The organism is Petrachloros mirabilis, from assembly GCF_975968855.1.
Map to the genome: position 1 here is coordinate 1 of NZ_CDLUDY010000188.1, position 16,139 is coordinate 16,139.

The following is a 16,139-nucleotide window of genomic DNA, read 5'->3' on the forward strand; positions in this document are numbered from 1 at the left end:
CGTCATGGTGCGTCCACCATGGCAGGTGGGGGCTCCAGATGTCGAGCTCATAGATCTTCGCCACTACGGTCGTGACAGGACCCTGAGCCCTCCGCTAGTGGATGCCATACGGGATACCCTCGGAAGAGGATCAAGAGCTCTGCTGTTTCTTAATCGTAAAGGTTTTGCCGGAGCCGTGATTTGCAGAGACTGTGGACAGATCCCCCGTTGTCCATCTTGTGAGGTCGCTCTTGCCTACTACCGGGACAATGGGACGCTTCGTTGTGCCTACTGCGGCCTGGCAAGGCCGATTCCTGACGTCTGTCCCTCTTGTTTCGGTCCAGGCCTTCAACTCATCGGAGAGGGGACGGAACGGGTTGAGAACGATGTACGCCGACTATTTCCCAATGCGAAGGTGCTTCGAGTTGACGGGGAAACTACCAGGAAGACCAGAGAGGCTGCCGAGCTCTGGCGTTTCATCGAGGAGGAGCATTGGGACGTTCTTGTCGGTACTCAATTGGTGTTGCGAGAGGGTGTTGTCCCAAGTGTCGGACTTGCCGCGGTGGTTCAAGCAGATGCAGGGTTGAGTCTTCCGGACTTCCGTGCCGCGGAGCGCACATTTCACCTCTTGTGCGACGCAACAAATTTCGCACAGCCGGCCGTGGAAGGAGGCCGTGCCGTCCTGCAAACATTCCTACCCTCTCACCATGCCATCCAGGCATTGGTACAGAGGGATGAGGCCCTCTTCCGGTCAGAAGAGTTGTCGCAGCGAACTCTTCTAGGATACCCACCGGTCATGTCTTTGACGATTTTGCACGTGTCCGGTCCTCAAGAAGCGACCGTCGACAGAGCCGCCATGGAATGGGTGGAAAAGTTGAATGGCGAGGCAGCAAGGCTGGCTTCGAGTCGGAATGGAGCGAGGACTGAGAAGGTGTCAGAACCAGCCACCGGACTTGTCGTTTTAGGCCCCATCCCTGCCCCTATTCCGAGAATGAGACGGCGGTACCGTCGTCAGATACTCGTCAAGTCGCAATCCAAAACAACAGCCGTTGAAGTCGTGCGCGCCACGATTAAGGAATTTGAACGAATCTATCCGAGCAAAGCGGTGAAATTCGATGTGGATGTGGATCCATTGGAGATGTGGTGATGGTCACCGCTTCTTACGTCGCCTTGGCGATGGGAATGGTTGAGCAGTGGGGGAAGATTTCTTCATCACTTGAGATTCCGGCGGTCCTTCTTGAGCTCTGACACGCTTAAACAGACCATAGGAAAAGGCCATCCAGAACACTGCTGAAAACAGGCCCATCAGCACGGCGGACAAGATTCTACCCAACTCCTCATCCGTAGGTTGAACCGTTACCGATCGAATCTTTGCCATCGTGATAACGGGCCAGGCGAAACTTTCGACACCGAGCAGGAGGGTGGACCAAGCCCACACTCGACAGATGGTGCGACCTCGCCAAAGGAGAAAAGCCGCTGCCACCACCATTACCCCTGCGGCACCGGAGGCGGGCAGTCTATCCCATGCCAGCATCGCCCCGATCGCTACGACAATACTACCCAACACCGCATTCAATTGTAGTGTCCAGGTTAAGGGCATCTATGAAGAGATTCTCTGCCGTGTATTGTGTGTGTCGACAGGCGCACGAAGCCCTCTTCGGGCTGAAGACGCAAGGTGCGTGCTTCAAGCCCGGCGTCTCACAAAAAAAGCCGCAGCTTGAGCTCTCCGAGAAATGTGCAACTTTTGAAACGTGTTCGCCAAATAGTTTTTTACAGTCTTGTCGCTCAAGTTCAAAGACGAGGCAATTTCCTTATTGGTCAAGCCCTCTGCGACCAGGGCCAATACGCGTTCTTCCTGAGGGGAGAGCGATAAGCTTCGTGCAAAGCCCTCTGCGTTCGGAACCGTCTTCATCCAGGTAAGTGCACGCTGCGTGACGTCGGGATCCAGCATCGATCGACCAGTTGAAACACTGCAGATGGCTCGAATCAATGCTGCCGAATCAATCTCCTTCAATAGGTAACCGTGTGCGCCAACCAGAGCGGCCGCCAGTGCAGAATCGTCATCGGTGTATGACGTGAGAAAAATCACACGTGAGTCTGGCGTCACCGATAGAATCTCCCGACACGCTTCCACGCCGGATCCATCGGGAAGCCGGACGTCCATCAAGACAACGTCTGGATGGAGCCTAGTTGCCTCTCTCACGGCCTCGGCCTTAGTCGCTGCTTCTCCGACTATGGTAATGCCCTGATTATTGTGCAGGACAGTTCGAAGTCCAACACGAACCACTTCATGATCGTCAACCAGGAGAAGTCGAATCTTTCGAGATTTGGCCGGCTTCACGAAATGAGGGGATTGAGTAGAAACTTCAGATGTGACGATCATGTTCGCCTCGTTCTATATTTACAACATAATTAGCCTGCCTGGTCCGTTGGATAAGCATCCGAACGGCCAAGTGTGGTGCCGAAGGCGGGACTTGAACCCGCACGGCTTGCGCCACACGCCCCTCAAACGTGCGTGTCTGCCATTCCACCACTTCGGCATCTTCCGTAGGCGAAACTGGTAAGGGAATGCCATTATAGAAGTAGGCCAAAATTCTTGTCAATCGACGGGCCGTTCGGTAGAATCAGCCTCTCACTCCACCATGCAGCCCTGAGTGCCAAGTGCCGCAAGGTCGCGGAACGATCGCCTCATGATTCCTACAAAAGCGCCGATCCTCTCTCGAACTCGCACCAATATCGCGGCGGTTTTCGACCTGGACAACACTCTGTTGCCTGGTGAATCCAGCGAAGTGCGATTCTTCCGATCGCTCTGGCGGCGGGGCATTGTCGGATGGACTGAAGCGCGGTCAAGCATCTGGCGGCTGCTCCGGCGCGTCCCGCCGCTTTCCCTTCAACCACTCAGGGAATACAAAGTTTACCTCGCGGGCAAGCCGGCACAGGTAATCAAGCCTCTTGGCGAGGAATTTTGCCGTGAAGCACTCTGTCCATTGGTGGCTGCGGAGGGCATGCGTAGGATTGAAGAACATCGAAAGGCTGGCCATAAGATTTTCTTGGTGACAGGATCGTTGGATTTTCTGATCGAACCGATTGCCGCCACACTGCAAGTCGATCATTGCCTTGCCGCCACATTAGAACAAGTGGAGGGGCTCTATACCGGCCGGGTTCTTGACCCCCTGCCTTATGGCGAAGGGAAAGTGCGACTCATTCGTGCAATGGCTTCCGAACTCGAAATCGATCTTTCCGCCAGCTTTGCGTACGGAGACAGTCCTGGTGATGTTGAAATTCTTAGTACAGTGGGACATCCCGTGGTGGTCAATCCGATTCGTGGGATGGCCAGCATTGCGAAAGAGAAGGGATGGCCGACTCAGTTCTGGCGATAGGCGAACAAGGAATTACGGGATTACTTTATCGGCAGTGACACTATGCGGGTGACGGAAATTTTTCACAGTATCCAAGGCGAGTCGAGCTATGCAGGGGAACCCTGCGTCTTTGTCAGGCTGACCGGTTGTCCGTTGCGATGCAATTGGTGTGACACAGATTACGCCTTTTATGGTGGCCAGGACATTTCGATCGAAGAGATTCTCGACAAGGTCGCATCCTACGGATGCCGGCTCGTCGAGGTCACGGGGGGCGAGCCCCTCGCGCAAGAGGGTGCGTCGTCTTTGATCAGCAGGTTGTGCGATGTGGATCACACCGTGCTGGTCGAGACAAGTGGAGCATTGGATATTGGATCGGTGGATCAGCGCGCTCATTTGATCCTTGACGTGAAATGTCCGGGCAGCGGTATGTCGGACCGAATGCATTGGCTGAACCTTGATAAACTGGCGCGCAAGGACGAGGTGAAATTCGTGCTGGCTGATCGGAGGGATTACGAGTGGGCACGAGATGTCATTACACGTTATAACTTGACCGCGCGCTGCCCGGTGCTCATGGGGCCCGTGTTTGGCGCTCTAGAACCACGCCAATTGTCTGAATGGGTATTGACCGATCGACTCCCGGTGAGATTTCAGCTGCAACTGCACAAATTCATTTGGGCGCCGGAGACGCGAGGCGTATAGGCAAAGGAGCATCTGCATGAAGATCATGCACGTCGATGTCAGAGTTGGAAGGATGGAGAAGGAATCAACGGAGGTTCTGGTCATCATGCAAAGCGAGGGGGAGCCTCTCAACAAGCAGGATGGGGCCGTCATTGACAAGCAACTGGGAGGAACGTTGCGCGAGATCCTGCATTCTAAGGAGTTCGAAGGAAAAACCGGTGAAGCGTTCCTGTATCACACACAGGGGAAAATCGCCGCGAAACGTCTGTTGCTCGTTGGCCTCGGGAAAAAGAATGAGTTGACGCTCGACGTCATCAGGCAGGCGCTGGGAACTGCCGTCAAACGAGTCCGGCAGTCCAAGGCCGGTTCATTCACGGTTTCCGCACCGTCTCTTGTCCCCAAAGGGCATACGCTTGCGGAAGTTTCACAGGCTATGGTCGAAGGCGCAATCCTCGGCTCCTACCGGTTCACCGCCTATCGCACCGATAACGGAGCGGGGAACGATGTCCGGCAGATGACTCTCTTGGCCCGACAGAAAGGCCAAGTGCGGCAGGTGACGGAAGGAATTCGACGTGGAATCCACACTGCAGAAGCAGCAATATTTGTTAGAGATCTTTGTAACCATCCTTCTAACATCATGACGCCAACACGCATCGCCAGCGAAGCCAAGGCGATTGCGAAAGACGGCGGCATCACGATCAAGATTCTCGATCGAAAGGAAATGGAGCAACTCGGAATGGGTGCGCTGCTGGGCGTAGCCCGTGGAAGCCATGAGGCGCCGAAATTTATCATCCTCGAATACAACAGGGCGAAGAAGAAGGATCAGCGGCCGATTGTCTTCGTCGGAAAAACGATCACGTTCGATACCGGCGGCATCTCGCTGAAACCTTCGGAGAACATGGAACATATGAAGGCCGACATGACCGGTGGCGCAGAAGTCCTGGCGTCGATACGGGCTGCGGCACGCTTGAAGCTTCCATTGCGTCTGATCAGTATTCTTCCCGTGGCGGAAAACATGCCTGGAGGACGGGCGATGAAACCGGGCGACATCGTGAAAACCCTCTCCGGCAAGACGGTTGAGGTGCAGAATACAGATGCGGAAGGTCGATTAATTCTCGCAGACGCTCTGGCTTATGCACAACGCTACAATCCCGCCGCATTGGTGGATATTGCCACGCTTACCGGAGCATGTGTCGTGGCCCTTGGACAATTCGCCATCGGTATGTTCGGAACCGATAACAAACTTAAAGAGCAAATCCGCAAGTCCGGGATAAAAGCAGGCGAACGGGTGTGGGAGATGCCTCTCTGGAATGAGTATTTCGAACAATTACGCAGCGATGTGGCCGATATGCGAAACATCGGCGGCCGCGGGGGCGGCATGATCACGGCGGCGTTGTTCTTAAGCAAATTCTCTGGCGACGGTCCCTGGGTCCATCTGGATATCGCCAGTACCGACTGGAGCGAGCGGGAGAGGGCCTATCTTCCGAAAGGTCCGACCGGCATTGGAACGCGATTGCTGATCCAATACCTCATCGATCGGAGCCTCTAACGTGGCGCGTACACAGATGACCTCGCGAGAGAAGATTGGGCAATTGTTCATGGTCGGTTTCATGGGAACGACCGTGACCGATGAATTGGCTTCGTTCATCAAGGAATACAAGCCGGGAGGCGTGATCCTCTTTTCCCGGAACCTTGAATCTGTCGAACAAATCGTGGAGTTGACGAATGGCCTCCAGCGCTGCAGTCCAAACTCCCCTCTCTTGATCTCGATTGATCAGGAAGGGGGACGAGTGTCGCGCCTGCCTAATAGCTTTACCATCTTTCCGCCTTGTGAAATTCTGGGGCGCTGCAAATCTGGCGAGTTGGCCTATGCTGCAGCTGCAACGATTGCCAAAGAACTCAAGGCGGTTGGCATCAACATGAACATGGCGCCGGTACTCGACGTAAACAGTAATCCCGATAATCCGGTAATCGGGGATAGGGCATTCGGATCGACGCCGGACATCGTCGGAGAATTGGGGTTGGTCACGGCGGCAGGATTGCAGGACAACAAGGTCGTTGCCTGCGGGAAACATTTCCCTGGCCACGGCGATACAACCGTCGATTCCCACAAAGAACTTCCGGTTATTGTCGTTTCTCGAGATCGCTTAAACGCCACAGAATTGCCTCCGTTTCGACGTGCAGTCGCGGCAGGTATCGCCTCGATAATGACAGCTCATGTCCTCTATAAAGCCTTGGACGACCAGCAGCCTGCGACCTTGTCTCCTGAAGTTATTACACATCTGTTGCGGCGTGAGCTTGGCTACGATGGGCTCGTACTCACAGACGATCTCGAAATGCGCGCGATTGTGGACCACTATGGACCCGGTGATGCGGCAGTACGCGGGATTGAAGCGGGATGCGATGTGTTACTCATATGCAAAGAACGAAAGCTCGAGGTCGCAGCCTTCGAGGCGGTCGAAAAGGCCGTGGCATCTGGTAGGATAACCACGGAGCGACTGGATCAATCGGTTGCAAGGATTCAGGGGGTCAAAGAGCGATTTCTCCTCCCCTACAGACCGGCGATCATTTCCGATGCCAAGCTCATTGTGGGTTGCCGAACACATCAGATGTTGCTCCACAACATCTATCAAACCAAGGCGAGATTTGAACGCCTCTCGACGTTAAAGGCCGTGTAATTCAATATCTCAGGAGGTCGTACGGTGTCGATCAAGAAAGGCGATATTCTCGATGAGCACAAACGCCATCCTCACTCCTGTGGATTAGTCGTTAAGGTTATTGGAGGTGGAGAGGGGTTCGAGAAGCTGATCTGCTGCGATCATGAATTGACAGAAGAGGATATTGTCTCTGACGTGGCGTCACGGATCGGGAGGAAGAAAGGGACTTTACCTCCCGCCGTCATCCTGGACGAGAAGAAACTCTATCCGGACTCTTGCGGCCTTCGTGTGATGATTATGGACGGCGGCGCAGGATTTAAAGAAGTTCGCTGCTGCGGTCATTCACTGACCGCTAACTCCATGATGGACCTCAATGTCGGTCAGCTGAGAGGATCGGGACCACAACAAAACGCACCGCCTGGAAATGCCTGAGGAGGATGTACCTATGGCGAGCAATCCCACGACAGCTCACCGAAACGAAGTAATGAAACGGTGGTGCGGCTACATGGAGTGGCTCGACCGGCTTGGGTATGCTACAGCGGGATTCAGCCTCCTTATTCTCGGCATGTTGATCTTCTTGCATGCCTGGTACGTATTTCTCGTAGCGATGTTCGCCAAAGCCGGGAGCCCGTCGCTTTTACCCGCTGGCCTGAAGTTACTGAACGATTTGCTGCTCGTCATCATTTTATTAGAGCTCTTCAGGACCGTCGTCCGCTTCCTGCAAACTGAGATTCTCACACTCGAACCCTATCTTGCCGTGGGCATCATCGCCTGCACGAGAAGAATCCTTACGGCCAGCGCCGAATTGTCTCACCAGCAGCCCATGACTGACATGCACTTCTACCAATATCTCATGGATGTTGGGCTCAATGTGACCGTTATCATGATCCTGATTGTCGCCGTGTATATGGTCCGCAAACGTCCTGAGGAGGTTCCCGAGGCGGTTCTTCGTAGAAATCTGCCCTAGTTCGGACCCAACTCCATTGGCCCGCTGTCCGGCATTTAGACAGGAAACAAAGCACCATCCGATTTTGTAGCGTTGGTCAGCTCCTCGGTGCGGCCAGGTTCTTCGAGGTCCCCGGCTGAAGCCTAAGTGCTGTGGGCCTCGGCGAGGCTGACGGCCTGCATTAAAGTTAGTGAAGCAGGGGACCCTCCAGGTGCGCTTGCCTGCCTCCAGCCTCTTATGGCATCATGCCCCCTCTCTTGGAGTGGTGATGGGAAATCTGTTGGAATATGTGGGGTCTGTCCATATCTATTTGGGCCCTTATCGGGGGAATCCGATCGCGTTGTACCTGAAGCGGTCAGAAACTGGTTGCCAGATTGGTCCAAAAGTCTACCCTTGGAATGACGTGGTGGGAACCGGTGAAACTCCGAACAAGGCGGCAGCGGATTTTGAAACAAAATGGAAGACCAAGGGGCTTTCGGCCGATATGTATTCAGGCCCATCATGGGAAGGAGGGATCAAACCCGAAAAGCCTGCTCCCCCGAAGCCTCCAGCTCCTCCGAAGCCCGCAACTGCAGCGACTTCACCGGCAGGACAACCAAGCCCAGTTGCAGAAGCAGCTCCTCAGCAAGGTAAATCGAATCCTCCTGCCCAAGCCCCAACAGGCAGTAAAACAAGCGAACATCAGTAGATCTTTTCCTTATCAGTCAATTACTTAGGAGTGAGTGCTGGCTGCACTCTGGGAAGGTTGCCCTGACAACTTGCTGTGCTTGAATCCATACCCCGCGTAAACCGCAATCCCAACGACGGTCCACACAACAAACCTGATCCATGTTAGTTGAGGAAGTTGCCACATGAGCCCTAAACAGGCCATGGTTCCCAGAATGGGAACGAGCGGCATGAGGGGGAGACGGAACGGTCTCGGATGATCCGGCTTCGTATAGCGCAAGATGATGACGCTAATACAGACGAGGACAAAGGCGAAGAAGGTTCCAATGTTCGTCATGTCTGCGGCTTCCCCGATGGGAATAAAAGCGGCTAAGGTTGCAATCGCCACTCCGGTCAAAATCGTAGCACGGTGCGGCGTCCCAAAACGCGGATGCACCGTGGATAATGAAGGACCCAGCAACCGGTCGCGCGACATGGCGAAGAACACACGAATCTGTCCCAACATCATGACCACGAGCACGCTGGTGATGCCGGCGACCGCCCCTATGGCAATCACGGCGGCTCCCCACTTGAAACCGGCGAGCCTCAGGGCTTCTGCCACAGGCGCATGAATGTCGATCTGCGAGACAGGGGTAAGGCCAGTCAATACGGCGGCAACGCATATATAGAGAAGTGTACAGACGCCGAGCGAGGCGATGATGCCGAGAGGAACGTCACGTTTTGGATTTTTTGCCTCTTCAGCGGCGGTCGTCACGGCGTCGAATCCGATGTACGCGAAAAACACTATCGCGGCAGCAGCCCCGACCCCGGCCATTCCCTGCGGCATGAAAGGGGACCAATTTTCAGGATTTACCGAGGTGCTGCCGATACCGATAAAAAAGAGTATGACCGCGAGTTTGATCACAACGACGACGCCAGTCGCACGCGCGCTTTCCTTAACCCCCACAACAAGAATAATGGTGACAAGCAAGACGATGATGGCGGCAGGAATATTGGCAATTCCCCCATCCGATCCACCAGGGGGATGGATCGCCCAATGAGGCAGTTCGAGGCCCGCGAGCACCAGGAGATTGTTGAAATACCCTGACCATCCAATCGCCACCGCCACGCAAGCCACGCCGTATTCAAGGATCAGATTCCATCCGGTCAGCCAGGCCAGCAATTCTCCGAGTGTCGCATAGGAAAACGTGTAGGCGCTCCCGGCGACCGGAATCATCGCAGACATCTCGGCATAGCACAGTGCGGCAAGTGCACATGTTAGTCCGGACAGAATGAACGAAAGAACGATACCGGGACCTGCGCCTGGCCTGTGCGCGTCACCAACGATCGCTGTGCCGATGAGCACGAAGATGCCTGTGCCGATAATGGCACCGATCCCGAGACAAGTCAGATCCCAGGCCGTAAGGGTCTTTTTAAGGCGATGGGTAGGGTGCTCCGCATCCGCAAGAATCTGTTCGATGGGCTTTGTTCGGAAGAAAAGTCTGCTCATCGAACCTCTCACCATGGGGGGAGATGTGACCGCTTGCGAATCGAGCGCATCGTTTCCCATATGTGATCAAGTATAGCAGGTACTCGGGACTGGCCCAGAGATTCGATGCGGCAGTTTATTGTCATGTCCTCGTGGAACATCGGCCTGCAGCACGGAGGAACGCCTCGAATAGCTGTCGATGGTGATCATATTTGTCGAATAGAAATTCAGGGTGCCACTGGACCCCGAGCAAAAAACTTTGACGGGATGATTCAATCGCCTCGATAATCCCATCAGGGGCGGTGGCGCTGATGATTAACGAGGGTGCCACATCCTTGACCGATTGGTGGTGGGAACTATTGACCCGTATTGTTGAGACCCCCATGATTTTCCGGAGTAGACTGCCCCTTGCGATCTTCACCTCATGACTGAGTTTTGTAGCAGGAGACTGCTGCCGATGGGAAAGCGGTTTGTTTACCTGAGCAGGTATGTCTTGGTAGAGGTTTCCACCAAATGCGACATTGATCGCTTGCATACCGCCGCAGATGCCCAGCAGCGGAATGTCGGCTGACCGTGCCATTTGCGCCATTTCCAATTCAAACGTCGAACGCCGTTGACTCATCACTTTGAATTTATATCGTTGACGTTCCCCGTAGAGCTCCGGCGCCAAATCTGGTCCACTCCCCGTCAGCAATAATCCATCGATGTGGGTCAACAGACTTCGTCTGGCTCGGAGATCGGCAACGAGGGGGAGGATAAGGGGCACACCGCCGAGCTCTTCGACGGCACGGATGTAGCGATCCCGCAAGAAATAGGTGGGCTCGCGCCCACCCCATTCTTTCCGGTCACCGGCGTTGAAGTCGGGCGTCACGCCGATGATCGGTTTCATGCTCAGCGGATGGGTTCCTGGTACGGCGGTTCGGTCGGTTCCTGATAAGGTTGATCAGCCGTATCAGCAACGCCCAAGAAGCGGATGGGTCTATCCCCCTGGAGATGCTCGGGTGTGATGATGTAGGTCCCGTACATGCTGGTCGTCCAGACGCTTTTCGCGGCGGATTCGTTTCCGCCGGTAAAAACATAAGTTAGTCCCCCGACGATGCCTCCCCCGATGGCGAAGACCGCCTTGCAAACGACATAGGGAATAGTCAACAGACCTGCGGCTAGGCCCATTCCGGCGCTTGAAGCGGTTCCACCTTCTGAACTCATTGGTGCGGTCTCCTGGCTCCATGCCGGCGGGACCATCATGATTGCGCAGAGAGTGATGACCATAGAGATCGCGACCAGTTTAAAACCGGACGACCAATGGCCCGAATGACATGACGGCGAGTATGGATTCACGTGATATCCTCCTTCTTCAACGACGTAAACTGCGCCGAAGCGGGTGGGCTTTCGGCACGACGCACGCAGCAAATGGCAGTGGGGTTATAGCAAATTCATCTCCGCTTGCAAACCCCCTCGCTTGCAAGCCCCCTGCCGGAATGGGGAATTACAACGAAGTGGAAGAGTTATCGTTGGGTACGAGGTCCAATTCCGTAGAAACAAAGGACCTCACGTATGTTTGCCTGCTTGCGACAGCTCGATCCAGTTCTGCCACGAATGTGTCGGAGGGGAGACATTGACTTTCTTGAGTGATGCCGGCTTGCAACAATAATTCCAACTTGCAGCGACTGATGGCCTGGATGAAGAGTTCGAGAGCACGCTCTCGATTCGCGGCGTTGAATTCCGAAGGGACAGCCGAGATGACTTCGTCCAACCATTCCGGGAACCTATTGGAAATGCGAAGTCGATCAATTTGGCGCTGGTCGATTTCGACGGCAACCTGAATTCCAGCCTTCCAGCTACGTTTTTTTACATTGAACACAGTGTATTGGATGGAGGGTTTGCCCTCCACGGTTTGGGGTCCGACGAACAGGGTTATACGAAATTGTGAAGTCTCTTCAGAACGCTCCGGCGACATGCGATGTATTCTAACATGGGCCTACCTATTGGCACGACGGGGATTCATTGACCGCCACATCGGGCAACGATAAGATATTTTCATCTATGGCGACGGAAACGCGAGATAGAGTCAGAGGAATCCAAGAGGCTCTAGCCCAACAGGGTGGGCTCGATGGGTGGCTGTTTTACGATTTCCGCCTGTGTGATCCCGTCGGGTATCGCGTGTTGCGACTCGACCCTACAGTACATGTGACGAGACGCTGGTACTATTGGATTCCGACTAGCGGAACTCCACGAAAACTGCTCCATCGAATCGAGCCCCGTATTTTGGATCAATTGCCAGGCGAGCCGGATTTTTACGTCTCTTGGGAGCAACAGCGTCACCTTCTATCTCGCCTCTTGAAGGGGTGCCGCCGAATCGCGATGCAATATTCCCCGTTGAATGCCGTTCCCTATGTCTCGCGAGTCGATGCAGGTACCATCGAGTTGATCAGGAGTTTCGGGATTGAAGTGGTGAGTTCCGCAGATCTCATTCAATGCTTCGAGGCGGTGTGGACGGATCGCCAACTTGAATCGCACCAATATGCCGCTTCAGCCCTGCGTCGAATCGTCGACGAAGCGTTTGGCCACGTGAGCGAAGCTGTGAAGAAAGGACGCAGACTTAACGAGTCTGGACTTCAGCAATTCATACTGTCCCGTATCCATGAGGCAGGAATGGTTACCTCTAGTCCCCCGATTGTTGCAGTGAACGAACACAGCGCAGATCCTCATTATGGGCCAGCGACGGAGAACTCGGCTCCGATAGAACGGGATAATCTGATCCTGATCGATCTCTGGGCAAAGCAGGCGCAGAGCGGGTCTGTCTATGCCGACTTCACATGGACGGCCTATACGGGATCAAAGGTTCCTGCAAAGCAAAGGGATGTGTTCGATCTGGTTCGTCAAGCTCGGGATGCAGCAGTGGAATTCGTTCGATCGCGGATCAAGGGCGGAAGTTCCCCGTTCGGCTACGAAGTGGATGCAGTCTGTCGATCGGTTATCGAAGCAGCTGGGTACGGTGATAATTTTCTCCACAGGACTGGGCATTCTATTGGTGAAGAAGTGCATGGAAATGGGGCTAACATCGATGGACTTGAGACCCATGACACCAGACGGCTCATGCCACGCACGTGTTTTTCCATAGAGCCGGGAATTTACTTGCCCGGGGAATTCGGAATCAGGAGCGAATTGGATGTCTATGTGTCGGATCATGATATCCACGTTTTTGGCCTTCCCCTCCAACAGGTGCTGTCCCCTCTCCTTTGAGCCCCTTGCGCCTCCTTCTCTTCCTTGACAGTACAGGCTCCTGGCCTATAGAGTGAGGTCATTGGACTAAGGGAGAAAGTGGGTTTCTAGAGCCCTTCATCCCCTCGATTTCGAAAAGGATTCTGCGATGTTTGGAACAATGGGGTTTTCAGAACTCATTATTATCCTAGCCATCGTGCTCATCATATTTGGGGCAGGGAAGCTCCCTCAGATCGGAGAAGGGGTCGGTAAGGCATTGAAGGGATTTAAGAAAGAGGTCCATGATATCCCGCCACCAGAAGCTGCTCAGGCTCAAGAAGCCGAAATGCAACCTTCACAAGGTCAAGCTCCTCGCCAGGAGGCCCAGGCTACTTCTGCGAGTTCGCAGGCTGCTGTCGCAGCCACTCCAAAGGCAACGGCTCCCTACACGCCTGGTCCGGAGCTAACGCCAGGAACAACGGCAGCTTTGATGCACAACATGGCTGTACAGCCGCAGGCGCTACGCCAGCCTATTGTTAGCTCGAGCCCGTCGACTCAGACCTCAGAGCAAGGGCAGCGACCGCCCACCATGGAAGAGCGAGCCGCAGCTCCCAGCCCCATGATGCGCGCGCAGTACCCTCCTCTTCCTCCCAGCGCCCAGCAAAAGCCCGCTGCTAAACGTCCTTCAGCCATTGTGAATAAGGACGCAGTGGCTCGTGTACAGGCCCAGCAGGCAGCCCTGAAGGCTAAAGCGTCTCCGCCAACTGGAGGTGTCTCGCCAGATGATATGCAGGGTCTCGGCGAAGGGGTGGGAGACGCCTTGCGAACCTTTCGGCAGGCTGTTGCAGATGTCCGCAATTCCGTCGATCCGGAAATGCGCACCATTCAGGCTGAGATGGATGCGGCACAGAAAGAGATTCAACAGTCCATCGAGGCGGCAAAGGAGTTGCCGGCGGTACAAGAAGACCCTCCAAAGCCGGCATAGCCTTGGGCTGGAGGCTCCAAGAGTTCTCTCGGAATGTTTTTCGAATTCCAGTTCTCACAGCTTCTTCCTTCACGCTCGCCCTCATAAGTCTTTCCTCAATACTAGCTGGTTGCCTCGAAGAATCCCCTTCGCCTTCTCGTGAACGAACGGTGACGGTGCTTATGTCATTGCTTCGTGACGAGCAGGTGGAGACCAGGAGAACCGCTGTCGAGGCTCTGGGAAAAATCGGTGACCAGACAGCAGTCTCATCGATCTCGCCGTTGTTGCGTGATCCTTCTCCACTGGTTCGCGCAGCCGCAGCGCGAGCCATCGGGCGCATAGGGCCCTCATCGGCGAATGGAATCGCGGCAGCGTTGGCTCAAGCATTGGAGGACCCTGTCGATCGCGTACGAGAAGCCGCGGCTGTTGCCATAGGTGATATCGAACCCGCTTCGAATGAATTGAGGCCGATCATACGCCTGGCGGTCTCAGCTGATAATATGGAAATCAGATATTCCGCAGTACAGGCGCTCCTACAAATCGACCCCAGCGGTATTGAGGAGCAACTGATTCCTCTCCTTCACGATCCTGATGAAAGGGTGCGCCAAGGGGCGACGGCACTATTGGGGGCGTCCTCCGACCCAATCATCAGCCGAGAAATACGGGATCGGCTCTTGTCAGATTCATCACCAGGAGTGAGAGCTGAAGCAGGCTACCAGGCTGGAAAAGTCGGTGGCCCTGAGGTTCTTGCCACACTTGAGAAAGCGATTAAGCAGGAAGTCGATGTCGGAGTACGGCGTTGGATCGGAGCGGAGCTTAGGTCGTTGCGCGCGAGCGATTGAGGGCGGACACGAGATTGATCAATTCCTTCCGTGAATGTTCATCGATTTCCGTAAATTGAATGCCCATCCCGGGAAATAAAAGGAACCGCTCCGGTTTGTTTCTAGCCCAAGCAACCTTCGCGCTTGCCTTGTGTTTTTCCCATGGTCGGTCGGGAAGGGAAAACTCCACTTCCAGCTCTGTCCCTGGAGCCAGCGGCTGACTGCTTTCAATGAAGAGGCCTCCGCCCCCGATCCCACCGGTCAAACTGTCGAACTGTTTTCCTTCTGGTGTCGTATATTTCACCTTGATCGCTAGCGGTGCTCGTTGATGAGCCCGTGCATGGGCGAATCTTTTGTTGTCATCGCTTGAGAGAATCCGTTCGATGACGTCTTGCCAGGCGACGCTGCCAACGAGAGATCCCTGTTGATCATGCAACATAATCACTTCATGACTTTCATCAATCTCTAAGGACATGCCTTGATGGCCAGGAGTGGCGATTATTGAGAATTTCATGTCGAAAACCTAAGTAGGTGAAGTGCTAGTGGACAGAACCCTCTCTCCTCAGGCCGCCGTCTGTCCAACATCCTGCAAGGTTTTAACGAGGTCTAAGACACGATTCCGGATTTCCGGGGCGATGTCGGTGAAACGGACACCCATACCTGGGCTGAACGTGTATTGGTCAGCTTTCGGGCAGATCCACGCCACGACCCCTTTCGCGGCCAACCATTCATTGGTCCGCTCTGGAAGCGAAAATTCCATTGTAAGTTTTGTTCCGACGGAAAGGGGACATTGGCTCTCAATAAAGAGCCCCCCCCTCCGATTCCGCCGGCGCGGCTTTCAAATTGCTGTCCTTCCGGAGTCTTATACCTAACCTGAAACGAGAGCGTGACGCGGGGTTCAGACCTGGCTTCTTTTGAAACAGGAGGTTTCCGATAAGCCAGGATTTGGTCAATGACGAAATCCCACGAGAGATTACCCATCTGTTCGCCGTTCAGGCCAATGAGGGTAATAATCTCCCGCGCGGAGTCCAACTCGATCGTCTTGCCCTTGTGCCGGAGGCTAGAAGCCACAGGATATTTCACACGTCCTCCCTCGACATTGGTGATACTTCGCAAGTATAACGCAGCATTATTCCTTGTCGAGGAAAACCGGATACTCTTCGGTGAAGAGAAATAAGTCCGAATTGTATCTAGATACAGGCGATAAGAAGGGGATGAGGGACGGCATACACGTACAAGGGAAGTTACACTAAAACGGTCCCCGCAGTACAAGGGCCGTTTACGGTCGGTAGTGTCACAACTATTGGAATTATTGAGCTTTATGCAGTCTTTGCGTCCTTGTCTTGCTCGAATATTCTTATAGGGGGATGTTTCCCCAAGATCGCGTCTTCTGTAATGAC

The 16,139-nt window shown here is 54.4% G+C and carries 18 protein-coding genes, 1 tRNA gene and 1 pseudogene; 11 read left to right on the plus strand and 9 right to left on the minus strand.

Going from position 1 to position 16,139, the window contains the following annotated elements; translation table 11 throughout:
- The coding region (gene priA, locus ACWVCN_RS07610; protein ID WP_455244965.1) for a replication restart helicase PriA at nucleotides 1-1,126 on the plus strand (1,126 nt) is incomplete at its 5' end.
- A gap of 3 nt (nucleotides 1,127-1,129) precedes the next feature.
- Here priA and ACWVCN_RS07615 read toward each other — a convergent pair.
- The 3 genes from ACWVCN_RS07615 to ACWVCN_RS07625 all read right to left on the minus strand — a co-directional run bounded on the left by ACWVCN_RS07615 (nucleotide 1,130) and on the right by ACWVCN_RS07625 (nucleotide 2,519).
- Nucleotides 1,130-1,579, minus strand: coding sequence for a hypothetical protein (locus tag ACWVCN_RS07615; protein WP_455244966.1), 450 nt, complete (start codon nucleotides 1,577-1,579; stop codon nucleotides 1,130-1,132).
- 84 nt (nucleotides 1,580-1,663) lie between these two features.
- Complete coding sequence (locus ACWVCN_RS07620) at nucleotides 1,664-2,362, minus strand: response regulator (RefSeq protein ID WP_455244967.1); 699 nt, start codon at nucleotides 2,360-2,362, stop codon at nucleotides 1,664-1,666.
- A gap of 73 nt (nucleotides 2,363-2,435) precedes the next feature.
- Nucleotides 2,436-2,519 (minus strand) — tRNA-Leu (locus tag ACWVCN_RS07625).
- A gap of 150 nt (nucleotides 2,520-2,669) precedes the next feature.
- On the opposite strand from ACWVCN_RS07625, the gene ACWVCN_RS07630 reads away from it, so the two are divergent.
- The 7 genes from ACWVCN_RS07630 to ACWVCN_RS07660 all read left to right on the plus strand — a co-directional run bounded on the left by ACWVCN_RS07630 (nucleotide 2,670) and on the right by ACWVCN_RS07660 (nucleotide 8,307).
- A complete protein-coding gene (locus tag ACWVCN_RS07630; RefSeq protein WP_455244968.1) occupies nucleotides 2,670-3,359 on the plus strand; it encodes an HAD family hydrolase in 690 nt (229 codons plus the stop codon).
- A gap of 42 nt (nucleotides 3,360-3,401) precedes the next feature.
- Nucleotides 3,402-4,037, plus strand: coding sequence for a 7-carboxy-7-deazaguanine synthase QueE (queE, locus tag ACWVCN_RS07635; protein WP_455244969.1), 636 nt, complete (start codon nucleotides 3,402-3,404; stop codon nucleotides 4,035-4,037).
- A 16-nt stretch (nucleotides 4,038-4,053) separates the two neighbouring features.
- Nucleotides 4,054-5,565 carry a leucyl aminopeptidase gene (locus tag ACWVCN_RS07640; protein WP_455244970.1) on the plus strand — a complete coding sequence of 504 codons (1,512 nt, stop codon included), beginning with the start codon at nucleotides 4,054-4,056 and terminating at the stop codon, nucleotides 5,563-5,565.
- 1 nt (nucleotide 5,566) lies between these two features.
- Nucleotides 5,567-6,694, plus strand: coding sequence for a beta-N-acetylhexosaminidase (gene nagZ, locus ACWVCN_RS07645; protein ID WP_455244971.1), 1,128 nt, complete (start codon nucleotides 5,567-5,569; stop codon nucleotides 6,692-6,694).
- Nucleotides 6,695-6,718: 24 nt separating this feature from the next.
- Nucleotides 6,719-7,105, plus strand: coding sequence for a hypothetical protein (locus ACWVCN_RS07650; protein WP_455244972.1), 387 nt, complete (start codon nucleotides 6,719-6,721; stop codon nucleotides 7,103-7,105).
- A 13-nt stretch (nucleotides 7,106-7,118) separates the two neighbouring features.
- Entirely contained in the window at nucleotides 7,119-7,640 is a 522-nt protein-coding gene (locus ACWVCN_RS07655; RefSeq protein ID WP_455244973.1) for a phosphate-starvation-inducible PsiE family protein, read from the plus strand.
- A 247-nt stretch (nucleotides 7,641-7,887) separates the two neighbouring features.
- Nucleotides 7,888-8,307 (plus strand): hypothetical protein, encoded by a 420-nt coding sequence (locus ACWVCN_RS07660; protein WP_455244974.1) that lies wholly within the window; start codon nucleotides 7,888-7,890, stop codon nucleotides 8,305-8,307.
- 24 nt (nucleotides 8,308-8,331) lie between these two features.
- Here ACWVCN_RS07660 and ACWVCN_RS07665 read toward each other — a convergent pair whose 3' ends face one another.
- The 4 genes from ACWVCN_RS07665 to ACWVCN_RS07680 all read right to left on the minus strand — a co-directional run bounded on the left by ACWVCN_RS07665 (nucleotide 8,332) and on the right by ACWVCN_RS07680 (nucleotide 11,710).
- Complete coding sequence (locus ACWVCN_RS07665; RefSeq protein WP_455244975.1) at nucleotides 8,332-9,774, minus strand: amino acid permease; 1,443 nt, start codon at nucleotides 9,772-9,774, stop codon at nucleotides 8,332-8,334.
- A 121-nt stretch (nucleotides 9,775-9,895) separates the two neighbouring features.
- On the minus strand, nucleotides 9,896-10,642 hold the full coding sequence (locus ACWVCN_RS07670) for a gamma-glutamyl-gamma-aminobutyrate hydrolase family protein (RefSeq protein ID WP_455244976.1): 747 nt from the start codon (nucleotides 10,640-10,642) through the stop codon (nucleotides 9,896-9,898).
- Nucleotides 10,643-10,644: 2 nt separating this feature from the next.
- Nucleotides 10,645-11,091, minus strand: coding sequence for a hypothetical protein (locus ACWVCN_RS07675; RefSeq protein ID WP_455244977.1), 447 nt, complete (start codon nucleotides 11,089-11,091; stop codon nucleotides 10,645-10,647).
- Nucleotides 11,092-11,239: 148 nt separating this feature from the next.
- Nucleotides 11,240-11,710: a hypothetical protein gene (locus tag ACWVCN_RS07680; protein ID WP_455244978.1), complete on the minus strand. Its 471-nt coding sequence runs from the start codon at nucleotides 11,708-11,710 to the stop codon at nucleotides 11,240-11,242.
- A gap of 86 nt (nucleotides 11,711-11,796) precedes the next feature.
- On the opposite strand from ACWVCN_RS07680, the gene ACWVCN_RS07685 reads away from it, so the two are divergent.
- From ACWVCN_RS07685 to ACWVCN_RS07695, 3 genes are all read left to right on the plus strand, one after another.
- Nucleotides 11,797-12,996, plus strand: coding sequence for a M24 family metallopeptidase (locus tag ACWVCN_RS07685; protein ID WP_455244979.1), 1,200 nt, complete (start codon nucleotides 11,797-11,799; stop codon nucleotides 12,994-12,996).
- 127 nt (nucleotides 12,997-13,123) lie between these two features.
- Entirely contained in the window at nucleotides 13,124-13,939 is an 816-nt protein-coding gene (locus tag ACWVCN_RS07690) for a Sec-independent protein translocase subunit TatA/TatB (RefSeq protein WP_455244980.1), read from the plus strand.
- A gap of 149 nt (nucleotides 13,940-14,088) precedes the next feature.
- On the plus strand, nucleotides 14,089-14,760 hold the full coding sequence (locus ACWVCN_RS07695; protein WP_455244981.1) for a HEAT repeat domain-containing protein: 672 nt from the start codon (nucleotides 14,089-14,091) through the stop codon (nucleotides 14,758-14,760).
- On the opposite strand, the gene ACWVCN_RS07700 is transcribed toward ACWVCN_RS07695, so the two are convergent.
- Nucleotides 14,735-15,253: a PilZ domain-containing protein gene (locus ACWVCN_RS07700; RefSeq protein WP_455244982.1), complete on the minus strand. Its 519-nt coding sequence runs from the start codon at nucleotides 15,251-15,253 to the stop codon at nucleotides 14,735-14,737. The genes ACWVCN_RS07695 and ACWVCN_RS07700 overlap by 26 nt on opposite strands.
- 48 nt (nucleotides 15,254-15,301) lie before the next feature.
- A pseudogene (locus ACWVCN_RS07705) lies at nucleotides 15,302-15,544 on the minus strand (PilZ domain-containing protein); the annotation flags it as partial.
- Nucleotides 15,545-16,139 lie beyond the last annotated feature (595 nt).

Coding starts and splice junctions, on each gene's coding strand:
- ACWVCN_RS07615 (WP_455244966.1), bottom strand. CDS start 1,579: ATGCCCTTAACCTGGACACTACAATTGAATGCGGTGTTGGGTAGTATT.
- ACWVCN_RS07620 (WP_455244967.1), bottom strand. CDS start 2,362: ATGATCGTCACATCTGAAGTTTCTACTCAATCCCCTCATTTCGTGAAG.
- ACWVCN_RS07630 (WP_455244968.1), top strand. CDS start 2,670: ATGATTCCTACAAAAGCGCCGATCCTCTCTCGAACTCGCACCAATATC.
- queE (WP_455244969.1), top strand. CDS start 3,402: ATGCGGGTGACGGAAATTTTTCACAGTATCCAAGGCGAGTCGAGCTAT.
- ACWVCN_RS07640 (WP_455244970.1), top strand. CDS start 4,054: ATGAAGATCATGCACGTCGATGTCAGAGTTGGAAGGATGGAGAAGGAA.
- ACWVCN_RS07655 (WP_455244973.1), top strand. CDS start 7,119: ATGGCGAGCAATCCCACGACAGCTCACCGAAACGAAGTAATGAAACGG.
- ACWVCN_RS07660 (WP_455244974.1), top strand. CDS start 7,888: ATGGGAAATCTGTTGGAATATGTGGGGTCTGTCCATATCTATTTGGGC.
- ACWVCN_RS07665 (WP_455244975.1), bottom strand. CDS start 9,774: ATGAGCAGACTTTTCTTCCGAACAAAGCCCATCGAACAGATTCTTGCG.
- ACWVCN_RS07670 (WP_455244976.1), bottom strand. CDS start 10,642: ATGAAACCGATCATCGGCGTGACGCCCGACTTCAACGCCGGTGACCGG.
- ACWVCN_RS07680 (WP_455244978.1), bottom strand. CDS start 11,710: ATGTCGCCGGAGCGTTCTGAAGAGACTTCACAATTTCGTATAACCCTG.
- ACWVCN_RS07685 (WP_455244979.1), top strand. CDS start 11,797: ATGGCGACGGAAACGCGAGATAGAGTCAGAGGAATCCAAGAGGCTCTA.
- ACWVCN_RS07690 (WP_455244980.1), top strand. CDS start 13,124: ATGTTTGGAACAATGGGGTTTTCAGAACTCATTATTATCCTAGCCATC.
- ACWVCN_RS07700 (WP_455244982.1), bottom strand. CDS start 15,253: ATGAAATTCTCAATAATCGCCACTCCTGGCCATCAAGGCATGTCCTTA.